The sequence below is a fragment of the Pseudoalteromonas sp. 3D05 genome, assembly GCF_002723455.1.
Lineage (GTDB): Bacteria > Pseudomonadota > Gammaproteobacteria > Enterobacterales > Alteromonadaceae > Pseudoalteromonas.
The window spans coordinates 1-23399 of sequence record NZ_PDUS01000031.1 but is presented as its reverse complement, the minus strand read 5'-3'; the positions used below and the strand labels follow the sequence as shown (position 1 = coordinate 23399).

21 protein-coding genes and 1 pseudogene are annotated in these 23399 nt (G+C 38.2%); 12 read left to right on the top strand and 10 right to left on the bottom strand.

Annotated features, from left to right (window positions below; genetic code table 11):
* Positions 1-275: 275 nt before the first annotated feature.
* Entirely contained in the window at positions 276-2204 is a 1929-nt protein-coding gene (locus tag CSC79_RS19385) for a hypothetical protein (protein WP_099297715.1), read from the bottom strand.
* A gap of 292 nt (positions 2205-2496) precedes the next feature.
* On the opposite strand from CSC79_RS19385, the gene CSC79_RS19380 reads away from it, so the two are divergent.
* Complete coding sequence (locus CSC79_RS19380; protein ID WP_099297713.1) at positions 2497-3447, top strand: kinase; 951 nt, start codon at positions 2497-2499, stop codon at positions 3445-3447.
* 4 nt (positions 3448-3451) lie between these two features.
* Positions 3452-4423, top strand: a complete 972-nt coding sequence (locus CSC79_RS19375) for a Gfo/Idh/MocA family oxidoreductase (protein WP_099297711.1) — start codon at positions 3452-3454, stop codon at positions 4421-4423.
* Positions 4424-4427: 4 nt separating this feature from the next.
* Here CSC79_RS19375 and CSC79_RS19370 read toward each other — a convergent pair whose 3' ends face one another.
* Positions 4428-5165 carry an ABC transporter substrate-binding protein gene (locus tag CSC79_RS19370; protein WP_143483845.1) on the bottom strand — a complete coding sequence of 246 codons (738 nt, stop codon included), beginning with the start codon at positions 5163-5165 and terminating at the stop codon, positions 4428-4430.
* A gap of 299 nt (positions 5166-5464) precedes the next feature.
* On the opposite strand from CSC79_RS19370, the gene upp reads away from it, so the two are divergent.
* From upp to CSC79_RS19345, 5 genes are all read left to right on the top strand, one after another.
* Positions 5465-6094 (top strand): uracil phosphoribosyltransferase, encoded by a 630-nt coding sequence (gene upp / locus CSC79_RS19365; protein WP_099297707.1) that lies wholly within the window; start codon positions 5465-5467, stop codon positions 6092-6094.
* 24 nt (positions 6095-6118) lie between these two features.
* Positions 6119-7354, top strand: coding sequence for a uracil-xanthine permease family protein (locus tag CSC79_RS19360; RefSeq protein ID WP_099297719.1), 1236 nt, complete (start codon positions 6119-6121; stop codon positions 7352-7354).
* Between the two features lie 148 nt (positions 7355-7502).
* The gene (locus tag CSC79_RS19355; protein ID WP_099297705.1) at positions 7503-9245 is read left to right on the top strand and encodes an HAD-IIB family hydrolase; all 1743 of its coding nucleotides are present in this window, start codon (positions 7503-7505) and stop codon (positions 9243-9245) included.
* On the top strand, positions 9238-10458 hold the full coding sequence (locus CSC79_RS19350) for a glycosyl transferase (protein ID WP_099297703.1): 1221 nt from the start codon (positions 9238-9240) through the stop codon (positions 10456-10458). The genes CSC79_RS19355 and CSC79_RS19350 overlap by 8 nt, the downstream gene beginning before the upstream one ends.
* A 17-nt stretch (positions 10459-10475) precedes the next feature.
* On the top strand, positions 10476-12245 hold the full coding sequence (locus CSC79_RS19345; RefSeq protein ID WP_099297701.1) for a sugar phosphorylase: 1770 nt from the start codon (positions 10476-10478) through the stop codon (positions 12243-12245).
* A 158-nt stretch (positions 12246-12403) separates the two neighbouring features.
* Here the strand turns inward: CSC79_RS19345 and CSC79_RS19340 are convergent, their stop codons facing one another.
* Positions 12404-13480, bottom strand: coding sequence for an ABC transporter substrate-binding protein (locus tag CSC79_RS19340; RefSeq protein WP_099297699.1), 1077 nt, complete (start codon positions 13478-13480; stop codon positions 12404-12406).
* Positions 13481-13628: 148 nt separating this feature from the next.
* Here CSC79_RS19340 and CSC79_RS19335 point away from each other — a divergent pair, with 148 nt between their 5' ends.
* Positions 13629-14018, top strand: a complete 390-nt coding sequence (locus CSC79_RS19335) for a cytochrome b562 (RefSeq protein ID WP_099297697.1) — start codon at positions 13629-13631, stop codon at positions 14016-14018.
* Between the two features lie 53 nt (positions 14019-14071).
* On the opposite strand, the gene ykgO is transcribed toward CSC79_RS19335, so the two are convergent.
* Together ykgO and CSC79_RS19325 are read right to left on the bottom strand one after the other, a co-directional pair.
* Positions 14072-14212: a type B 50S ribosomal protein L36 gene (gene ykgO, locus CSC79_RS19330; RefSeq protein ID WP_054203874.1), complete on the bottom strand. Its 141-nt coding sequence runs from the start codon at positions 14210-14212 to the stop codon at positions 14072-14074.
* A 9-nt stretch (positions 14213-14221) separates the two neighbouring features.
* Positions 14222-14473 (bottom strand): type B 50S ribosomal protein L31, encoded by a 252-nt coding sequence (locus CSC79_RS19325; RefSeq protein ID WP_099297695.1) that lies wholly within the window; start codon positions 14471-14473, stop codon positions 14222-14224.
* 208 nt (positions 14474-14681) lie between these two features.
* Here CSC79_RS19325 and CSC79_RS19320 point away from each other — a divergent pair, with 208 nt between their 5' ends.
* A complete protein-coding gene (locus tag CSC79_RS19320; RefSeq protein WP_180270462.1) occupies positions 14682-14969 on the top strand; it encodes a hypothetical protein in 288 nt (95 codons plus the stop codon).
* A 280-nt stretch (positions 14970-15249) separates the two neighbouring features.
* On the top strand, positions 15250-16092 hold the full coding sequence (locus CSC79_RS19315) for a hypothetical protein (protein ID WP_099297693.1): 843 nt from the start codon (positions 15250-15252) through the stop codon (positions 16090-16092).
* Positions 16093-16310: 218 nt separating this feature from the next.
* Here the strand turns inward: CSC79_RS19315 and CSC79_RS19310 are convergent, their stop codons facing one another.
* Together CSC79_RS19310 and CSC79_RS19305 are read right to left on the bottom strand one after the other, a co-directional pair.
* Entirely contained in the window at positions 16311-16664 is a 354-nt protein-coding gene (locus CSC79_RS19310) for a hypothetical protein (protein WP_099297691.1), read from the bottom strand.
* A 609-nt stretch (positions 16665-17273) separates the two neighbouring features.
* The gene (locus CSC79_RS19305) at positions 17274-17927 is read right to left on the bottom strand and encodes a DUF6058 family natural product biosynthesis protein (protein ID WP_099297689.1); all 654 of its coding nucleotides are present in this window, start codon (positions 17925-17927) and stop codon (positions 17274-17276) included.
* Positions 17928-18095: 168 nt separating this feature from the next.
* On the opposite strand from CSC79_RS19305, the gene dapA reads away from it, so the two are divergent.
* Positions 18096-19013 (top strand): 4-hydroxy-tetrahydrodipicolinate synthase, encoded by a 918-nt coding sequence (gene dapA, locus CSC79_RS19300; RefSeq protein ID WP_099297687.1) that lies wholly within the window; start codon positions 18096-18098, stop codon positions 19011-19013.
* A 51-nt stretch (positions 19014-19064) separates the two neighbouring features.
* On the opposite strand, the gene CSC79_RS19295 is transcribed toward dapA, so the two are convergent.
* Together CSC79_RS19295 and CSC79_RS19290 are read right to left on the bottom strand one after the other, a co-directional pair.
* Complete coding sequence (locus CSC79_RS19295) at positions 19065-20882, bottom strand: DUF4105 domain-containing protein (RefSeq protein WP_099297685.1); 1818 nt, start codon at positions 20880-20882, stop codon at positions 19065-19067.
* Positions 20883-20923: 41 nt separating this feature from the next.
* Complete coding sequence (locus tag CSC79_RS19290) at positions 20924-21391, bottom strand: DUF3015 family protein (protein WP_099297683.1); 468 nt, start codon at positions 21389-21391, stop codon at positions 20924-20926.
* A 270-nt stretch (positions 21392-21661) separates the two neighbouring features.
* Between CSC79_RS19290 and CSC79_RS19285 the strand changes: the two genes are divergently transcribed.
* Positions 21662-22963, top strand: a complete 1302-nt coding sequence (locus tag CSC79_RS19285) for a DEAD/DEAH box helicase (protein ID WP_099297681.1) — start codon at positions 21662-21664, stop codon at positions 22961-22963.
* Between the two features lie 44 nt (positions 22964-23007).
* Here CSC79_RS19285 and CSC79_RS19280 read toward each other — a convergent pair.
* Positions 23008-23399, bottom strand: a pseudogene (locus tag CSC79_RS19280) (integrase core domain-containing protein); the annotation flags it as partial.

The window sequence follows — 23399 nt, the reverse complement described above, 5'->3', positions numbered from 1 at the left end:
TTTTATTTGCTCAATTAAAGAGGCTGTCTAGTTTATTTTTAGTTAGTCTAGTTTATTTTTAGTTTATTAAGTTCACTGAATTCTAAGTTTTGTAACTAACACTAACAGTGCGAAAAAAATGATGTGGTTACCCACGACGGTAGAGGTGCAAATTTCCTGGCAAAATATATGCATGTACTTTTTTACTTTTACCTGCTTTATGTTTACCTTATGGGGAATGCTTGAGGTAATTAACGTGCAACTTTTGTCTATAAAAGTTGCACGTGTTGGGCAGCTTAAAGCTTGCCTAGCCAATAGCTATTTTGGTAGATATTTTCCTTGTACGTTGAATCGCTATAATCGTATACGCGTTGCCAAAATAGACGGTCTAATAAGTAGTTATTGCCATCTTTATGAAGCAATTTAAAGTTTATCAAAGAAAGGTATGTGCCTGTTTCATTTGATAAAGTGCTTGTTTTACAAGTTGTAAAATCAGTCGCTTCTGGGCAGTTTGACATCATAGCAAATGTAATGCTGTTATCTTCTTCAAATTGCCAGTACGTGTTTGGTTCTAAGCCAGAAGAATTTGTAAGCCCATTTTGAGCATAGCTAAAGAAAGAGCCAGTATTGTCATCATTTAAATACCAGTAAGCTGTACTATAGCCAGAGTTATAGTCATCACGCAGGTAATTAGAGAAATGTTTGTAGTCTGCGAGTGTTACCTCTTCTTCATCAAGCACCTTAACAAGTGTATAACCCAGCATTATTTGTCTTTGCTCTTTGTCACGGCCATGTGCAAAAATGGTTTGTCCGTCAAATAGCTCAAAGAATTGTAGCGTGGATTCGTGGCCACCTCCTGTCACTTTAACTGTCTCTCCATTGTTATCGAGATTAAAGGACATACGAAGCAACTCTTCATTAGTTGGGTTTTGAAAGCTAACAGTTGCGCTGTCAGCTGCTGTAATTTTAAAACTAGTCGGTGCAGATCGTATTGTAAGCCCTTCTTCTGTATCTACACTACCCAAGATAAGCCGCCCTGTGTAGTGAACTCCTGTATCAAGCTCTGGAACCGCAATGGGTGTTATTTTTCTAACAGCGAACACGCTTTCTTGGGTTTGCATTGCGGCAAGTAACTCAGGCGTTTCAAGAATATTTTCTGCTGTAAAGTCATTATGGTAACTCAATGAATGCGATAGTTTGATAACGAGAAATTCATTAAATTGAGTAACAACGTCTGCGTGTTCCAAATTTACATCGAATTGTGCGTTAAATGAACCTTGATCTTTGTTTTGTTGTCTTTGGTCAATTGTTGCAATTGTTTTGGTTGAGTTTATATTTAGCCTAGTGCCATCTAATACAGCAGAAAAATCAGCGTATTCAGTTCTAGTTGTTGTCGAGCCCGGGCTATCGAACATGGGCAACGAAACTGAAATTTGCGTTTCGAAAAAGCTGTCTTCATTTTGTGCGTTCAAGTGACTCACAATTTTATATGATGAAATTGAGTGGTTAGTGTAATAGCCTGAGGAAATATCCGAATTAGTATTTTTATATAGTGTAACTACTTCACCTCTATCTTCACTCACATTAAAAAATTCAACACGTATAGCGTCATCACGCTTTGCAAGCACATCAATTTCTATAAGCTCTCTTTGCGCGCATCCGCCTCCAACACACGTTGGGACAAACTGCGTGCTTAACGTTATTACGTCAGGATTGCTCCAGTAAAAGCTACTTAAAATATTGTCATTAAATAGTACGCCTCTTTCTTCGTTTGCAAACGAAATCAGTATATCTTGATTATCTGTATGCCAACTACCCATGATTTCACTGTTGGTCAGCTCAATGGGTTGCCATGCTTCACGATTTTCTGCAACATTAACAAACAACTGATACTGATTACTTGCTTGCCCGTCAGATATTTCTACAGTAAACGTATGGTTATTAACCTCAAAAAGGCTGGGGTTAACATTAAATGTTGCTTGGTTATTTTCAGTGCTTACCGTTATCCATTGTGGTTGATTAATAATGGTTGCACTAATTTCATCGCCTTGCTGGTCATAAAGGTCAACAATCAGGCTAGCCGTTTCAAGAGCTTTACTGTTAATTGATAGTGTTCCAGAGAGTGTAGGGGGCGTATTTATTTCAATAGGGTCTGTGTCGTCTGATGTATCTTCACAGGCTGTTAAAACTAAAGCAAGAAGAGGCACAGCAATTAACTTATTCATTTATGTCCTTTTAATGTTGTTATTTTATTATTTTTTTCAAAATTACCTATATTAGGTGTTTTAGTCAACAATGTATGTAACTAATCGTAAACGCTATCTAACCTTATAAATTATTTATGGTGCTACTTAGGCTTTTTACTGTCTTAAAATCAAATATCACAGTGTCAACTTAACCCCAAATTTTACTTAGGTTCTAAGAGCCTAATACGGCTTCATTACCTAGTTAAAATATTTATTCATAGAGTTTTAAATGTCATACTTTACTTTTGTTTAAATGACAGAGCTTTGGTAAATGCACAATGAGTTATTAAATCGTCAGTACGATAGTGTCATATTGCAAGAGGTCATTACATCTTTGTGGAGTGGCTGTGGAGAGATAGCTCGCTATAAACTAGATAAAACCCCCTGTGTTGTGAAATCAATAAATGTGCCTAAACACATTGAGCATCCACGTATAAAACAAAGTCAGTTTGCAATAAACCGTAAACAACAGTCTTATGAGGTTGAGTTTAAATGGTATCGCGATTATAGCAGTTTGCTTCCAGTGCAATCACGTGCGTTGGAGTGTTTTAATACCATTAACTATAAACAGTTATTTGCTCTTGTTTTTGCTGATTTTAAGGAGCATGGATATGATGAAGCAACTTGTTGCCCAGAGTATATTTTGGCAATTATAAAATGGTTGGCTTATTTTCATGCATTTAATTTAGGCTCACAGGCGGATGGTTTGTGGCAACAAGGCAATTACTGGCATTTGGATACACGACCGGATGAATTTGAAAAAATAACTGATAATGAGTTAAAAAAGGAGGCACCTCTCATTGCAAGTAAGATTCAAGCGTGTGCATTCCAAACTTTAATTCATGGCGATGCAAAGCTTGCTAACTTTGCAGTTAACCATCAAACATTAGACGTACTGGGTTATGATTTTCAGTATGTTGGTAAAGGTATTGGCACAGTGGATTTAATGTATTTTTTGGGCAGTTGTCTTGATGAGAAAACATTGATAGCTGATGCGCATAAATATAAAGCACTTTATTATGAACACTTAGGTGAAGCGATTAAATACTTTGATAAGCCGTGTGATGCACAGTCAGTCATTCAGCAATGGCAATCACTTTGGCCTTATGCATGGGCTGACTTTTATCGGTTTTTAATGGGCTGGAGCCCGTCACATTGGAAAATAAATAGCTACATGCTAAACCAATATCAAGCAGTTACTCAAAAAATAAATAGGAAGTAGTTTAATGCAAAAGCAGATACGTTGGGGGATGATAGGATGTGGTGCGGTGACTGAAATCAAAAGTGGTCCGGCATATCATAAAACACCTGCATTTGAGTTATACGGTGTAACACGGCGTAACCAAGCACTCGCTAAAGATTATGCGTTGCGCCACAAAATCCCCTGCGTGTTTGCCAATGTAGATGAGTTGATCAATTGCCCTGACATAGATGCAGTTTATATTGCTACGCCACCTGATAGCCATTTAGCATTGGCTTTAAAAGTAGCAGAGGCGGGTAAACCGTGTTGTATTGAAAAGCCATTAGCGCCGACATATCAGCAAAGCAAACAAATTATGGATACATTTGCAGCTAAAAATATTGCTGTATTTGTAGCTTACTACAGGCGTTCATTGCCACGATTTAATAAAGTGAAGGCACTGATTGATGATGCTGCAATTGGAAGTGTGCGGCATATTAGTTGGCATCTTAATAAACCTGCAAACCCACTTGATTTATCAGGCACATATAATTGGCGCACAGATAAAAAGATTGCACCTGGAGGCTATTTTGATGATTTGGCTAGCCATGGCCTAGATTTATTTGCCTACCTATTAGGTGAATATAAGACGGTATCAGGAGTGGCAACCAATCAACAACAATTATATGACGCCTATGATGCCGTTTCAGCTTGTTGGCAGCATAGAGCTGGCATAACTGGCTCAGGTAGTTGGAATTTTGGTGGCTTCTCACGTTTTGATGAGGTGGTAATTTACGGTTCAAAAGGGGAAATACGTTTCAGTGTATTTGATGAGCGTGATATAAGTGTTATCACTGAACATGGCACTGAGCGTTTTACAATTGCAAACCCAGAGAACATACAATTATTTCATGTGCAAAACATGGCTGAGTCACTATGCAATAATCAGTCTCATCCCTCTACAGCGCAAAGTGCAACGCACACAAGCTGGGTGATGCAGCAAATTCTTAAGCCATGACTTATTAGTGTTTAAATTGTGTAATTAACGCCTGAAGTATGAGTTCCTTTTCAGGCTCAGGAATTACTTCAGCATGTGCGTTAATTATCTGCTGTTGAATTTTTTTTGTTTGTAAAGCGCTATCAAATAGCTCAGTCACTTTTTGCCCTTGCTCTGATTTAGAGCAGGCAATGTAACCAAAAATAGCGTCGTTAGCGTTTTCAATTGTAAGGTATGATGCGCTTTTTATGCGCGTATCTTTGCCATGTCTTGAGATAAATACAGCACTGTATTCAATAATTGCATCGACTTTTTTTTCAAACAACATTTTACTTAAACGAGCTGCACTGGTGGTTCCTGGCAATGATAAAAATGACTCTGGGTGTTCGTCAATATATTGATCAATAACGTGGCCATATGAACGGCCACTGGTGATCCCTATGGTCAAATGATATTTATTCACAGCGTCGAATAAGCTCAGGTTTTTTGGTAACTCGGGGTTATTTAGAACAATTAAGCGGTTTGCAGGAAACGCCATTATTGGGTAGCGGGTAAAAATAGCATTTTGCATGCGCTCTGGATTTTTAACTTTATTGTATAAGCATACATCCTCAAACGCATGCAGCTGTTGCCATTCTCGCATACGGCTTGCAGGTGCAAACTGAAGTTTTATTTTTCCTTTTAATGCCTTTTCTAAAGCCAGCATGTGAACAGTTGCGATATTTTGGGGATCACCGCCTAACTGTGGTGCAAAATCAGTCATTAATTGAACAGTATAGGGTTTAGGTTCGGCTATTAACTGCCAGGAAGTTAAGATAAAAAAAATATAAAAATAACGCAGGTGTCTATTCATATGTGAGTCGCTTCTTTGTTCTTACTCCAATTATAGATTGTTTCAGTCAAAGTTTATTCTATTATTGTGTTTATGAGTATAAAACAGTGAAATTAAGGGTAGCCAAGTAAAAAAACACACACTTTTTAGGCGTTAGCTGAATTTTTAAAAGTCTCGTTGGAAATTTTACGTTAAAATAAACTAAGTTTATCTTTCTATCGGGCAACAAAATGACAATCCATGTAATCAAACATCCTCTTGTTCAACATAAACTTGGTTTAATGCGTGAATACGGCATCAGTACTAAAAGCTTTCGTGAGCTTTCATCTGAAGTTGGTACGCTACTAACGTATGAAGCGACTAAGAACTTGCCACTTGAAAATGTCGAAATTCAAGGTTGGGATGGCAATAATTTGGATGTAGAACATATCAAAGGTAAAAAAATTACTGTGGTGCCCATTTTACGAGCTGGTCTCGGTATGATGGATGGCGTTATGCAATTACTGCCTGCGGCTAAAGTCAGTGTCGTTGGACTACAGCGTAATGAGGAAACACTAGAGCCAATTCCTTATTTTGAAAAGCTAGTGGGTAAAATTGATGAACGTTTAAGCCTTGTTATTGATCCTATGCTTGCAACTGGCGGGTCAATGATCGCTACTATTGATATGCTAAAAAAAGCAGGCTGTAAAGAGATTAAAGTGATTGTACTGGTAGCTGCGCCTGAAGGTGTAGAAAAAACCTTAGCAGCACACCCTGATGTTGAAATTTTTACAGCCTCTCTTGACTCTCACTTGAACGAAAAAGGATACATCATCCCTGGTTTAGGTGATGCGGGTGATAAAATATTTGGCACGGTTTAGGCTAACATTGTGACTAAATATAGTGTGAAACACGAATCTGCATTTTCTATAAAAACAATCTTAACTGGGGCGCAAATGTTATTTGTCGCCTTTGGTGCACTGGTATTAGTTCCTCTTTTAACAGGTCTTGATCCGAACGTTGCGTTGTTTACTGCTGGTATTGGCACCCTGTTATTCCATGTTGTGACTAAAGGGCAGGTGCCAATTTTTCTAGCGTCTTCATTTGCTTTTATTGCACCAATAATTGCGTGTGTTCAAATGTGGGGCGTGCCTGCGACTATGGGTGGTTTAATGGCTGCTGGAGCTGCCTATATGATGTTAAGCCTTTTGGTTAAACTTAAAGGCGTGGCAACATTGCATAAAATATTACCACCGGTGGTTGTAGGGCCGGTCATCATGGTGATTGGTTTAGCGTTGGCCCCCGTTGCTGTGAATATGGCGATGGGTAAAAGCGGTGATGGCTCGTTACAGCTCATTGCTTATGACAAGGCTATTTGGATCGCCGCATTTTCGCTGTTAGTGACATTGATATTTGCTGTATGGGGAAAAGGCGTGTTTAAGCTGATCCCTATTTTAGCGGGTGTAATAGCAGGTTACAGTGCCTCGCTAGTGATGGGAATAGTGCAGTTTGATGCAGTTAATAACGCGCAATGGTTTGCAATTCCCTCATTCACTTGGCCAGAATTTAAGTGGCAAGCGATACTCTTCATGGTCCCTGTTGCTATTGCCCCTGCCATAGAGCATATCGGAGATATGATGGCAATCAGTCAGGTTACAAACAAAGACTACCTAAAAAAACCAGGTTTGCATCGCACCTTATTTGGTGATGGCTTGGCAACAACTGCGGCATCGATCTTTGGTGGACCACCGAATACAACGTATTCAGAGGTAACGGGGGCTGTGATGCTAACACGTAACTTTAACCCTAAAGTGATGATATGGACGGCCATAATTGCAATTGTTTTGGCGTTCGTTGCTAAGATGGGGGCGGGTTTGCAGACTATCCCAGTGCCTGTGATGGGCGGTATTATGATTTTACTATTTGGCTCCATAGCGGTTGTTGGGCTTAACTCGTTAGTAAAGTCTGGTGAAGACCTCACTGCGCCACGTAACCTTTCGATTGTTGCATTAATTTTAGTATGTGGGATTGGTGGAATGCATATTGGCGGCAGCGAGTTTAGTCTGCAAGGCGTAAGTCTATGCGCTATTTTGGGTATTGTGCTTAATCTTGTGTTACCTAAGGCTGAAAACCCCGCGTAGTTTTGAACAAAATGTTAATTTATTGCACCAAAATAGCGCATTTCATATGCGCTATTTTTTTAACTTCATAAAAAATAAAGAAAACTAAAATTGGTCTAGTAACTGCATTTACCTTATTCAATCGCATGCCATACTTTTTGGAGAATCTATGCAAGAGGCGAATATAGTGGATATTACTCCGTTTTTAGCAAAACATCAGTTACCTCTTAAATACCAATATTTAAGTGAGCAATATTTTATTCCTTTAGCTGAAGACATAATTAGTGCTAAACCCACAAGTCAGCCTATGTTGGTTGGCATTAATGGTTGCCAGGGCTCAGGAAAAACGACTTTGGCCGATTTTTTAGTTACTTGGATCAACAGTAACACTGACTTTAATAGTATTAGTATCTCGATTGATGACTTTTATTATAGCCGTTCACATAGAGCCCAGCTTGCAAAAGGTGTGCATCCATTATTTGCAACTCGGGGAGTGCCAGGAACCCATAACGTAGCACTTATGAGCGATACTATTGTGAATTTGCTTGCAGGTAAAACTAATATCGCTCTACCAGAATTTGACAAACAATCAGACGAACCTGTTGCAGAAGATAAGTGGAAAAAAAATAACACTGCGGTTGATATAGTTATATTTGAAGGGTGGTGTGTAGCAAGTACTGCACAACAACCGTATCAACTTGAGTCACCGATTAATCAGCTTGAAGACAATGAGGATAAGGATGGAGTTTGGCGCAGATGTATTAACAGTTGTTTAGCTAATGAATATAAAAACGTATTTAATTTAATAGATTACCAAATTATGCTCAAAGCCCCTTCGTTTAAAGATGTTTATGGCTGGCGGCTTGAGCAAGAACAAAAACTGCTAGCAGATAGAGGCGTTGGGCATGGTACGTTTGATGAATCCAGCCTTGTCAGATTCATTTCACACTTTGAGCGAATCACCCGAGAAAACTTGAAAGTCATGCCTGAACATGTGAATGCGTTGCTCACTCTAGACAAAGCGCGTGATATAACGTCTATGGTTTTAAAGGCCGATACTATTCCCGCGCCACTAATTTTTACCGATTTAGACGGAACGTTACTTAATCATGATGATTATGATTGTGCGATGATTCAGCCTTTTTTAGCAAAATTGACGGCTGTTGGCATTAGTGTTGTTTTTAATACGAGTAAAACATTTGCTGAAGTAACAGATTTACAATCCTCTCTCAATCACCATCAACCATTCATTACAGAAAATGGCTCGGCGGTTTATATACCAAAAAATTATTTTGCTATAAAACCAATAGGTTGTGAGGAGATTGATGGGTATTGGCGTTACCCATTGGCTCCAAGCTGCAAAAGTTTGCATGCTGATTTGAAACAACATGCAAGCGACTTAGCTCACTGTTATCAGTTGTTTAGTGAGTTAACCCCGTCAAAGGTTGCATCTCTTACGGGGTTAGGTATCGATCAAAGCAAACTTGCCCTAGCACGTGAATACTCTGATCCCATTTACTGGCAAGGTACTGATCAGCAGTTGCAAGTCTTTTTAGCTCGAATGGAAACACTTGGGTATGAAGTGTTAGTAGGTGGACGTTTTATTCATGTCAATAAACAAACAAATAAAGGCAAAGCGCAAAACTGGCTATTAAATCAATTTAAACATCACTACCGACATCCATTTACCACGATTGCACTAGGGGATAGTCAAAATGATATGGCTATGCTCGATGAAGCAGATATTGCAGTTCTGATCACTAATCCACAAAGTAAAGCTAAGGCTAAATTATCAACTAAACCATGGCGTATTAGCGATAAACCAGCACCACAAGGCTGGATTGACGAAGTCACTGACATCAACATTATTAAGGCGCATATAGCACCTAAACAGGAGCAATCACATGGCTGATTTTTATCAAAATGGCATTATAACGACGTTACATAATATTGCTGATCGTCCCGTTGAAGAGCTAGAGGCTGAGCTGGTGGGGTTTTCTAAGCATCGTCCAATGGGTCTAATTTTACCTTCACTTTATAGTGAACTTGAGGGACCTGCGCTGCAAAATATTGTTAGAGAACTGAAACATGTGCCGTACTTGTCGCAAATTACAATTGGCTTGGATAGAGCTGATGAATCCCAGTATCGTCGCGCATTGCAATTTTTTGCAGAGCTTGACCAGCCACATAAAGTTTTATGGAATGAAGGGCCAAGACTTCAAGCCTTGGATAAAGAGCTACAGCAGCTTGGTGTTGCTCCACGCGAACTAGGGAAAGGTCGTAATGTGTGGTATTGCATGGGATACAAGCTGGCAACTGCCAAAGTAGAGTCGATTGCATTACATGACTGTGACATTTTAACTTATGATCGCGGTTTACTTGCTCGTCTGATTTACCCGGTTGCACACCCTCGATTTAATTATGAGTTCTGTAAAGGCTTTTATCCTCGTACGGCCGATGGAAAGATCAATGGTCGTGTTTCGCGTTTACTTGTAACGCCACTATTGCGCTCATTTAAAACAATTTTAGGAAGTACAGATTATTTGGAGTATATGGACTCGTTTAGATACCCATTAGCCGGTGAGTTTTCGTTTCGCCGTGATGTGCTAAATGATATTCGAATTCCCAGTGATTGGGGTTTAGAAATTGGAGTTCTGTCTGAAATGTACCGCAATTATTCGCACAATCGATTATGCCAAGTTGATATAGCTGATAATTATGATCACAAGCATCAAGATTTGTCGCTTGATAACCAAGCTGCGGGTTTATCAAAAATGTCGATAGATATAACAAAGGCATTGTTTCGTAAACTTGCAACCCAAGGGGTTACATTTACCACTGAAACCATACGTTCACTAAAGGCAACCTATTATCGTATCGCATTGGACTTTATTGAGACATATCACAACGACGCTATGATGAATGGTTTGACCCTTGATATTCACCAAGAAGAAAAAGCAGTCGAAATGTTTGCACAAAATATAATGAATGCTGGGCAACACTTTTTACAACACCCAATGGAAGCGCCATTTGTGCCAAGTTGGAACCGTGTGGCATCAGCCATGCCAGATGTGTTTTCACGATTAGAAGAAGCTGTTGAGCTTGATAACAAAGAGTTTTCATAAAAGAATGGGGTAGGGATATGAGTAAAGCGTTATTTGAACAACGGGTTGAGCAACACTTAGCCAGCATTTATGAAGATGTTGATTTATGCATGAGTATTGATGCTTTAGCAAGTATGTTGATCACTACCATGTTAAAAGAAGATCCGGTTCGTGACCCTACACCCCATAAAAACCGCTGGGATCAGCAAGACGTTATATTAATTGCTTATGGTGATTCAATTATGCGTTATGAAGCGAGAGAACAGGCCGTGCCGGTTCCCAGTGAGCCACCCTTGCATACTTTACATCGCTTTATGAAAAATCAATGTGCAGGCACTATCAATGCTTTACATATACTGCCTTTTTATCCTTTTAGTTCAGATGAAGGCTTTTCGGTGATGAATTACGTTCAGGTAAATGAAGCGCTGGGAAGCTGGGATGATATTCAAGGAATTGCCCAAGATGTAAAGTTAATGGCTGATCTTGTTATTAACCACTGCTCTAGTCGAAGCCGCTGGTTTGAAAACTTCTTACAGGGTAAAGAGCCTGGTGTCAGTTACTTTAAGACAGCTAGTTTGGAAGATGATCTGTCAAATGTGGTACGCCCTCGAACATCACCATTATTAAGTCGTGTTCAAACCGCACTTGGTGAGCGCCATGTGTGGTGCACTTTCAGTCCAGATCAAGTGGATTTAGACTTTGCTAACCCATTAGTATTAAATGAATTTGTGGGCATTATTCGTCATTATTTAGATAACGGGATAAAAATTTTTCGTCTCGATGCGGTCGCATTTTTATGGAAAGAATTAAATACTTCTTGCATTAATTTACCACAAACTCATGAGGTGATCCGCCTTCTGCGCACGTTAATCGAGCATGTCGAGCCGAGCGCTATTATTATCACTGAAACCAATATTCCAAATCGTGAAAACTTATCTTACTTTGGTAATGCTAACGAAGCGCACTGTATTTATAATTTTTCGTTACCTCCTTTGTTACTTCATACATTGTTAAGTGGTGATAGTAAGGCATTAAAGCATTGGATGATGAGTATGCCGCCGGCTCAAAACGGTACAGCCTATTTTAACTTTATTGCTTCTCATGATGGTATCGGTTTACGACCAGTTGAAGGTTTGCTAAGTGAAGATGAAATCGGTCGTATGGTTAATACGGTTAGTCGCTTTGGTGCCAAAGTTTCAATGCGAACAGCCAATAACGGCACAAGTTCACCGTATGAACTTAACATTGCGCTTTTTGATGCACTACAAGGCACTCATAAAGGGGCCGACAAATGGGGAATGAAGCGGTTTATCTGCGCACATGCCATTATGTTTGCGCTTGAAGGCATTCCTGGGCTTTATATTCATAGCCTTTTAGGCACAACGAATGATTACGCACGTTTTGAGAATAGTCAGCATAACCGTTGTATTAATCGTCATCGTTGGCAAGAATCTGCTCTGCTTGAAAAGTTATCCGATGAGTCAAGCCATCATTATCATGTGTTTAATAGCATTAATAGGTTGCTGGCTATCCGCAAGCAGCAGGATGCGTTCCACCCCAATGCCACGCAGTTCACTTTGCACTTAAGTGGTGCTTTATTTGGTTTTTGGCGACAAAGTATCGATCGTCGCCAAAGTGTATTTTGTGTTTATAATATTAGTGATGACTCACAGACGTTGCTACTTGCTGATTTAAACTTAATAGACACGGAGCAATGGTTTGAGTTAATAACTGGTGAGCCTGTATGTAATGAGCAACAAAGCATTGAGCTTAAACCGTATCAAGCACTGTGGTTATCTAATAGGTAGTAGTTATATGCCCAAGCCACCTCAAGCTGCAGAATTCAGCGTTTTACAGGTGCTTAATATCAAGGGGTTACTTTGTAATGATTATTTGGCTAAATTATTGTTTAATCTTTGATGAAGTGTATTGCTGCGATAGAAAGCTGTAAACCCCCTTTACAGCCTTATTTCTTAAGCTCTTTGAGAAGATTTTCCACTGTAAACTCTTGCCAATTATGACTCATTCTACTAAATTTTTTAAAATCTATTTCAGCTAAATCTGCTTTATTGATTTGTGATATTAATGGTTTGTTATGGTTACTCAAACGAGTAAAAATTGAGTATGTATGATGTGGTATTGGCCAAACTGATGAGTTCTTACTGTGATCATATAAGGTGATTAATGCATAGGCACCTAACAAAACATGCCCACCATATGAAACATTTAGTGGTTGTAATGTTTTAGGTGTCGAATCCCAATTTATACCGCCAACCTTCACTTGAGACTCTTTATTAAGTTTTTTAAGTGCACGTTTTACACCAAAAGCGATAGCATCATTTGCACACCAGATAATATTTATTTCTGGGGCTAAATGTAAAAATGCAATTGTTTTTATATAGCTTTCATTCTCAGACCAATTAGCCACATCTTTTGCAATTAGGTTTACCTGTGAACGTGAGAGGTAATCCATCAGCCCTTTAGTACGCTCAATTGATGCTGGTGTTGAATAATCACCAAGCAGTGCCAGCATATGAGCGGGATCATCTGAATGGCTTACATGTTCTTCGAATAAGTCTTGCGCGAGCATGCGGCCCACATTTTGGTTATCAGGACTGATACTTCCTATTATATTTAATCCATGTTTTTTCAGCACCGTTAACTTATTAGGCGAGGGCGGGTTGAGTAGAAAAAAAATAGGAATATTTTGAGTATTAACTTTAGTTAAAAAGTCACCAGATACACTTTTTTCATCAACGAGTATCAAATAGTCAGGTTTCTCTTTGATTGCTTCTCTTATTAGATCTTTCATCAAAATATGATTTCGATTGGCATACTTAACGTTCAGATTTATATCTAAGTCATCTGCTGCATTGTGCATTAGTTTAGCAACTTTGTACCAAAAATTACCTGTGCTATTGTCTTGTGAACGGGAGTCAGAATAGCCCGGATTTACAAAAGTAACGTCAAGTGCGTAGCTGTTCAATACAAAGAATAAACAAAAACAACTCATTATGTAACGATAAAATTGGGCTTGATGCATTTGGTTTCAATTAAAACTTATACTTTAGAGTGCTCGGTCATAAAAGGTGAATTTAGATGAAAACACTACAAAGGTTATATTTGACTATGTGGTGCTATATAATACTAACCTTAGCACACTCACAGCAATAATCTTTTAGGGTTAATAAATGAAAGCATTTTTATGCATTGTAGTACTTATGTTTAGCCAATCAGCTCTCTCAGCTGATGCAAATGAGTTGGAAACAACAATGAAAAATATGGGGCTTGCTTACAAGCAAAGTGTGCAAGCAACTGACCTTGAAAAATTCAATTTAGCGATTGATGAGTTTATTAATCTGGTAGAGGCAAGTCAGCTTGCTAAGTTTAGTAAAGAAGCTGAAAAATCAGTTCGAGGACTCAATAAAGTATTAGATAAAGCAAAACTGGCAAAAAAACTAGCGAACGAAGAAGGGTTGGAAGCGGCTAGAGTGCCGTTAAAATCAATTGATCGCTTACGTAAAGATTACCATGAAATTCATGAACCCCCCGGTTTTTGGGAACTTTTATTTGGTAAATAATTTATAGAATATAGCTGTACGCAAACAAGTGACGAACAGCTATAAAAAATCGATTACTTTCCTTTTTTCTTCATACCTTGTACAGCTTTAAAACGTGGGTTGTCTTTACAGATAACAAACACGCGGCCTTTACGCTTAACTATTTGACAACCGGGTCTGTTTTTCGCGCTTTTTAGTGAGCTAAGTACTTTCATCAATTGCCCTTATTTAGACGTAAGGTTTTTAAAGCGACGGTTAAATGCAGCAACACGGCCATCACTTGCAACCGTTTTCTGCTTGCCGGTATAGAAAGGATGAGAGTCACTAGACACGTCAATCGGTACATATGGATATGTTTTACCGTCAAGTTCAATTGTACGATTCGTTTTAATTGTTGATCCAATGATGAAATAACTGTCAGCTGCGGTGTCGTGAAAAGCAACTGTTTGGTATTCAGGATGAATATTTGGTTTCATGAAAAGCTCTTTGTTATGTGATAGTATATCAATTAATTTATAGTAAATGAGAATCTTTTGCAAGTGGATTTTGCTCAATTAATATCAGCTGTGTTTGTAATTTATACAAATCAATCAAAAGATAAGCAGTCAGCATAAAAAAGCTGGCTATTGGGGTTTAGCCTGTTATAAATAAGATGTAATTAAGAAAAAGAAGGTAAACTTCAGTATGAGCGAACAAATACCAGACATCACTAATGATCAAGGTCAGCAAATAGACCAAACCGTTATGGATACACTGAGAAGTAAAGATAACTCATTACTTGCCCAACAAATTGATCCACTTAGTTGCACTCATAACGACATCGTGGAGTTACTTGCGCAATATTTAGCTTTAAGTGATCAAGATGACGATGATTTATTTGATACTTGGTTTGATGGATTGAATAAAGCGCAACATACAGTTTTAAAAGTGTTTGAAGTTTATCGTGGCCAATTTGAACATCAAGAATCATAAACTTGTTTCTCTGTTTGTGTTTATATTCTGTTGCTAGATGTGTAGTTACGTGTTTCATGATAGGCAAAGCCTAGCTCAGCTATCTTAGCGACCGTGCACTGAGAGTAGGTTAAATCTAAATTAAATAATTTTAAACACTGACTTAAAAGTAAATTGGTTGTCTTGTAAGGTCATGACGAAACGACATTGTTATTAGGTATAATTAATGGCGGTTTCTACGCTACTTTTCTAAACTACTATCAGTATTTGATTAGCATTTATTGTCTGCTTGATAACTCAAATGCAGCGTATTGATTTCGTGCTACACTTGATTTTAACTTATTACTCAGTGGACAAAATGTTGCGCGTGAAAATATTTTTTATTTTATGTTTTGGCTTTTCTGCAAATGTGATGGCTCTGCAAGAGGTTATTTGGATTGGAGAGGTGTTAGATAAAAATTCACTCAATATCAACCATACGACCTTCCAAGAGATAAAAACAAAGCTAGATTTGCCTATTAAATATATGCATGCTAATACAGCTCGTTCACTGCGACTTTTGTCAGATAAATCACTACTGAGTTGCCGAGGTAATTTAAGAAAAACCCCTGAACGTGACGCTATGTTTGCGATGAGTAAATTACCTCAAGTGGTATTTCCTGGATTAAGGTTGTATAGCCATGTACCTTTATCTGAGTCAGATACTATTGATTTAAAAACTGTTTCCTCCTCTAAACTGCTTTTGGCAGTACAACAAGCCCGTAATTATGGGTTTAATGTTAAGAGTTTTGGTAAGTTAGAAATACTCAATCTACATGCCAGCAAACGCTCAAGTACGCTTATAAATATGTTTGAAAAGAAAAGGTTTGACCTTCTTCTTGAATACCCGAATGTCTTTGCTAAATATGCAAGTAAAGAACTTATCAGTCAGGCTTTTGAATACTCTATTACACAATCAGGTAGCTATAGCTTAGGTTACATAGCTTGTACTGATTCTGTAGAAGGTAGGGCTTTGATTAAAAAGCTAGATGATGTTATCAGAGAAATCGCTCAAACAGATGCATTTTTCTATGCACAAGCACAATGGTTTAAATACAGTACAATTTCCCCGCTTTATAATGATGTATATAAAACAAATTTTTGATATTTATGTGAGCGTGCGAGCAATAGCATTATAGATACAGTTTAAACCTAACGGCTAAATCTATAAGTTAAATTTTTTTTGTGAAATTAACCTTTATACATATTTAAAGGTTAACATTCACGGTATCAGTCTTAGGGGGTTATTGTCTTAGTAACTTATAGCGTAGTGTGCCTTCAATTGGACACTTGGTATATAAAATTAACTTATTGCTGTGTATGTTAAGTTGCTTCTTTATTACGCTTATCTATAAAAAATAAAACAATTATTTCAGATGAAGTAATCACAGTTAATTGGGCAACCAGTGCCAATAAAATTCCAACTCCTGCATGAATATCGATCTCAACCCCGAATACTAAATAAGGCACCAATATAAAGCTTAGTACGGCAGAGCAAGCCCTAACACAAGCTGTTTCAAGATTGTGATAATCCATAGATAATAGATATATAATAAGGTATGGGGTGAGTAATAGATAAAAGCTTATTTCATTAGGCCTAAAATATTTAACGCAGATAGCAATAAATGAAGCAATGGCCAATACTTTTACAAAGTAGGTAATTTTATTAATATTCATAGCTTTCCTTAGCAATTAAAGTGTTGTTGATGCAAATCCTATAACCTAACTATATATTTCAATATATTTATAGGCGTTCCATTATCATTTTCTATGCATCAAGGAAAAGGTGGCTTTCTAACTGACATACATTATTTTAATATGAAACGTTAAATAACATTCCTCCATATCCATGGATAAGAATAGTTATAAACACGCAAAATGCAAAATAATATAGCTTGTTTTTACTCCAATTGGCCTTTAGATATAAAGCTGAAAATTAAGTTTAATGAATGATTAGGGTCTGTTGGTCTTTCAAGGTTAAATTTGCAGCAGTCTGTTTGGTATCTAGGCAAGGCAACACCTATGTGGTGTCGTTGCTCCCCATAAATAGGTGATAACGCAGCATCAATGCCAAACAGGCGCTGCACAGGAGCGATTTACTCTTTGTTGCTTACATGGATGGTGGTAAGGGGCGTGAGCAGGGCGCGGAAACTTTGCTGGGTTTTGACTTAGCCCGGTAGGTTACAAACCTCACTCCGCGATTAAATTGCTCTTAGTTTGAACGAATTTTAATCCGCAAAGGTCAACAGACCGTTAGTTTTTAAGATTGATCTTGTATTAATACAATTACTTAATTGATAAATCATATTTAAGCACAAGCGCTTCAATGTAATGTGTTCTCAACGTGTGCTGTTTTTCATGGTCAGCGCCATGACTCAGTGCACGATTTAGTAACTTTAGAGCTGGGTGAAGTTGAGCTCTCTCATCTTGATTGAGGCTAGCTTTTGTGCGTAGTTCAGTAATGTCATCAACTACGAGCCGGCCAATATCAACAGCGGCTATTTCATCAATTAAACCGTTTTGTGTGAGTACACCATATTTACTGCATAAAAATTGTTGCCATACTTGCTGCAGGTGTTCGTCAATTTCGCTGCCAAATAACTCTTCGCTAAAGACAAATCCCTGCTGCGCAAGCTTATTGAGTGCTGCCATATATTGTTGTGCAAAATAATTAAATGCGTGACTGGATGATTCAATCTTTTGTTTAGCTAACCCCTGTCCCCAGTTCACACTGCCGCGTGGGTAGTAGTCGTCATATTCTTCACATTCATACAAACCGGAGTAGGAACTACAACTAAGGGTATTTTTAATGCAGTAGCTTGGTTTAGGGAATAAGCCTGAATCCTGCCATTTTATCAGTGTTTCTTCATCAATGGCTAGCGCTTGGCAGAGTTCTTCGCTGTGATAAAAGTGGGTCGCTAAATATTGTGATAAACGCATAAAATGGCACTCAGAGTTAAAAAATAAAATATACTGTTTATTTGCACAGTATATTCTGAACCAGGAGCACATATAACACAAGTTATTTTATAATTTCATTATGCAGAACTCCCAAAATAAACCTATATATGTTACAAATACGGCAAGTTTTTTTAAGAATATATTTTTATGCGCAGCCTAGAACAAATTAAACAAGCAAGTCTTATTACAGCAATTAAAACCCCTTACTTATCAACGGGTGAAATCGACCTTGCGACTTATGATGATTTAGTTGAACAGCAAATTGAAGCAGGTGTTGATGGCATTGTTGTGGGTGGCACGACAGGTGAAGGGCAGTTAATGAACTGGGAAGAGCACCTAATGCTCATTGCGCACAGTGTTAACAAATACTCAGACAAGCTTGTTATCGTAGGTAACACGGGTAGCAATAATACGCGTGAAGCAATTAAAGCCACGCAGTATGGGTTCGCAAGTGGGATGGATGCCTCGTTGCAAATTAATCCTTATTATGGCCGCACTTCTATTGCAGGTGTAAAAGAGCATTTCAAGCGTGTTTTAGCCATTGGCCCTGCCTTTATTTACAACGTTGCTGGACGAACAGGACAAGATTTAACACCTGACATTATTGAACCATTAGCACAACATGAGAACTTCATTGGTGTTAAAGAGTGCGGTGGTAATGAGCGAATTGATCATTATGAACAGCAAGGCATTGCGTGTTGGTCTGGTAATGATGACGAAGCACATGATGCACGCCATACCTACAAAGCACATGGTGTAATTTCAGTTACTTCTAACTTGATCCCCGGGCTGTTTCGTCAGTTAATGGATACAAAAAATGAAGAACTAAACAACTCTCTACAGCCACTAATGAATTGGTTGTTTTGCGAACCAAATCCGATTGCAATAAACACAGCATTAATGATGACAGGCGCTGTTAAGCCAGTATTTAGAATGCCTTACACACCGCTGTGCTCTGCACAGCAGGTAGAAGGTAAAACGCTTATAAACCAGCTTAATGAGCAAGATATTGTGGGTCGTTTCGCTGAAAGCCTAGATAAAGATACTGTATTGGTTTTATCTTAAATATTTCAGAACACTACTTTCAGCCCATAATAATATGGGCTGAAAGTAGTGTTATTCCCAATAGTAATTAAGTTTTAATTGCCACACTGATTCATTTGCATATTCAATTGCAAACCTCACATCTAAATCTTGGTTAATTGGTAGTGACACTTCTAAATTTGCAGTTCCAGGCAATTTATTATGAAGGTATGATTGTTCGTATGATGCCCTAAATTTTATGCCTGAAGTACTGCCAGTGATAATGCCCGTTTCAACCGAAGAATCATAAAAATGACTGTTCAAAGGTAAGTCGCCTACAGTACCGTTGATAAGTACATATGCTAAAGTGTCGTTATTGAACTGCCATGATTTCCCAACGCCTCCCACAGCAAAAGTACTCTTACATGAACTACACAAAGATTCTTGACGTTCAAAACCAAGGTTTACTTTCCATGACCACATTGTTTCATTGGCCCAATCAAGTGAATTGGGATTAAAGGATTCTAAATCTAACAAGTGAACTTTATTAACATAAAAGTTGTTGTTACTGACAGCAACTTCAGTATCCAGCATTTCCAAATTAGAAAACGGAATACGGGCAATATCAGATGCTAGAGAGTCAAAGTAACTAAGCCTAAAGCCAACTTTAAAATAGTTATTAGCAGCGCTACGAACAGCTGTAAAAGACGTATTCGATGCCTTTTGTGCTCTATGTGGAGGTTGTTTGGTATATTGATAATTATGGCTATTTTCGCCAATGGGTAATTTTAATCGCGCTTTTATCAATGCTTTTTTTAAATTACGAGTCTGAGTAGGTGTTTGCTTTTGTATTTGTTTAAGCTGTACAAGCTCGAATAAAGCGCCAATGATTGCTTTTTTAGAATGGATAGATAAATTCAAAAAATCGTTACTTGAAAGTATTTTAGGTGAGGAGTATATATTCTCGACAAAAGCGATTTCTTTTGTTGTTAAACCATCTATATGTTTATTAAATACAGTGCTTCTAGAAGGTGTGAATTTGATTTCTTTAACCGCTTTTTCACCACGATATTGTGCCCTTTCTAAATGAGAAAAAATAGTAGCAGGAATAACCCAAGGAGTGCTTGATTTGGTTAGTTGATCACCAATCACTAATTCAATTATTTGCGCAAGGTGAAATGCACAATTCTCATCTGCAAAATAATAATCAAATTCCGTACCTAAAAGCTCCCATAAATGATTAGCAATAAAAGTCACGTCTCGGGGTGTTAGGTTTAGCGTGTACTCCCACAAATCTCTTAATTCTATTTCGCCATAGTTATGCTGATGGCGGTAAAAAAGCTGATCCGAAAAGCCTGCTTTGTAGCCACCAAATAAGCCTTTTGCAATATAAATTAGGCCATTTTCATTTTCAGGCACATGTGCGCCATAATTAATACTGTAATCTAATAGCTGGTTCTTTGTTTGTGTTGAACGGTTGAGTTTAAGTAACAGATGGCCGTATAAAGATGCAGGATTACTCATGTAGCCAGACGCAAATACGAGGCTGACAGAGTGAATTTTTTGGCTATCCCGCCACTTTACCAAATCGGGGCAGCTAACTGTGCTTTGCTTAAAAGCGACACCTTGTTCTTTTAACCACTGATAGCGAGCAGGAAATTGGCACTGCATCGATGAGTCAGTATTAAAAGCATGAAGGGTCGCTTTAAGTTCTGAAAGAGGGTTGCTCTTTCCATCTTTAGCTAAAAAAAACGAACGGTTAGTAATATAGCTATCGCGGTTTGTGTGACTTTTATAGTGGCCTAATTTTAACCAAACTGGGTTGTTAGCTAGTGAATTTGGTGAATTAAAAGCAAAACTAGAGAAAGAGAGAAACAAAAAAAAACTAATAACAGGAATAATTAGATTCATTTTTTAACCGAAGAATAAAGGGCGGTTAAGCCCTTAAATATCTAGATTGCAGCGCATTCAGATGAAAATTTAGTTGAAATGTTACTTTCTACTAATTCATAAAAGGCTTGTGGGTTATCAATAGGTGCATTTGCGAAATCATTGCGTACAGTGCTGATGATTTGCTGGTGAGCAGTTGCTTCACAACCACGAACATTTAACATTGCTGAAATATATTCACCTTCACCTTGAGCAATTTCTTGTTCAAGCACTGGGAAAGTTTGCTGAATAAATTGTGCAGTTTTAACGTTTGCACCTTCACAACTGCCTACTGAAGAGATGTTTGATGAAACGGCTGTTGTACCTAAATCCCAAATAATGTTAGAAATTGCCGCAGCAACACCATTATCTGGAAACACCATTGCGCCAATACCACATTCTTGCCACGGGTTAATGCCACTATTAGCTTGTGATGGCATAGAAATAAATGCAGTTGCTAAAACTGCAGCACCTAAACATCTTTTTATCATTATCAGTTTATCCTTATTTTTAGTGAGGCCTTTTAGAAGGCTGGTGGATAATACACACATGATTCAGTTAAAAGCAATATTAGCTAAGTGTAAAAATGTAAAAAAAGGTACGTTGTTAGTGAATGGCTTTTAACCTATTTTGTGCTCTTTACACATCAGATTGTTAAAAAGCTAAGGATAATAGAGAGTTTAAGTTGTTTTAACTAACGGTTGCTTTACTTTTACTGTATAATTTGCGACCCCTTGATATGTGGCCGTAGGTAATACAGCATGAATTTTAAATCTTTTAGTTTTTCTCCTGAACTTATTCAGGCGTTAGATGAACTCAACTATCACACCCTTACGCCCATTCAACGTGGTGCTATTCCTGCCGTACGTAAAGGCAAAGACGTTTTAGCCAGTGCCCAAACCGGGACAGGAAAAACGGCTGCTTTTTCATTGCCAATTATTCAAAAATTATCTGAAGCTGCTCATACCGCAACGAATGCACCACGTGCTTTAGTGCTTGCGCCTACACGTGAGTTAGCCGAACAAATTGCAAATAATATTAAAGATTTTGCTAAATACACATCACTTAAAACAGTGTGTTTATTTGGTGGCGTAAATATTGCCGGACAAGCCAATGGCTTAAAAGAAGGTGTTGATATCGTTGTTGCAACACCTGGCCGATTACTTGATCATATACGGTTAGGTAATTTGAGCCTGGCACAGGTTGAGCATTTGGTACTTGACGAAGCAGACCGTATGCTTGATATGGGGTTTATCACGGATATGCAGACGGTTATTAATGGCTGTGCACAAGAGCGTCAAATTTTATTGTTTTCAGCTACTTTCCCTGCGGCTATTAAACAGTTTGCGAGTAAAGTGTTAAAGCAGGCTGAAATTGTTCGTGTTGATCAAACAAACAGCACCGCGGCAACGGTTAATCACGTTGTATATCCTGTTGAAGAACGCCGTAAGCAAGAACTATTATCTGAGCTTATTGGTAAGAAAAATTGGCAGCAAGTGCTGGTTTTCGTCAATATGAAAGACACGGCTGATGTACTAGTAAAAGAACTTAACCTTGATGGTATTCCAGCAGCTGTTTGCCATGGTGATAAAACTCAAGGTAATCGACGCCGCGCACTTCGTGACTTTAAAGAAGGTAAAGTACGTGTTTTAGTTGCAACAGAAGTAGCTGCTCGTGGTATAGATATTGACGGTCTTCCTCGCGTAATTAATATTGATCTGCCTTGGCTTGCTGAGGATTATGTTCACCGCATAGGTAGAACGGGTCGTGCGGGCAATCATGGTGAAGCAATCTCATTTGTTAGCCGTGAAGAAGAAAATATGTTGTTCGAAATCGAAACATTGATTGGTCAAAAGATAAAACGTGAATATTTACAAGGCTATGAAGTAAGTAACCGCGATGTACTAATCGATAAAATTGGCAAGAAACCGTCGCATTTACGTCGAAGCCATACTAATAAACCTTCAGGGCAAGCAACGGGTGAAGCGAGAGCTAAAAACCGTTCTCGTATATCAGGTGTTCGAAAGTCGCTTAAAGGTGCAAAGCTAGCACTTAAAAAATAGCATTTAATGAAGGTTTTGTCCCGTCCTGAAATAGGTTGACGGTTTTAATGAGAGACTTGGTGCGAAAGCGCCAGGTCTTTTTTATGCACTTGATTTGGTGTTTCCATTCCCAAACTCAAATGCGGTCGTATTTCATTGTATATGAATATTGACTCTTCAACGAGTCGTTTTAACTCTTGTATATTGCGACATGTATAGAGTAAGAATTCTTGTTTTAAGATTCCGTTAATCCGCTCCGCTAAGGCGTTTTGATAACAATCATATCCATCTGTCATCGATGGCTTAATTCCCTCTTTTAATAGCGCATTTTGATACACTTCAGAGCATATGTAATATCACTAACAAAGACTTCCTCGGCCGCAGTAGGCGTATGCTCTTTAAGTAAATTGGGGTGCTTGCGCATCCAATGGTTACTATGTGTTGTTTTAGTGTAATT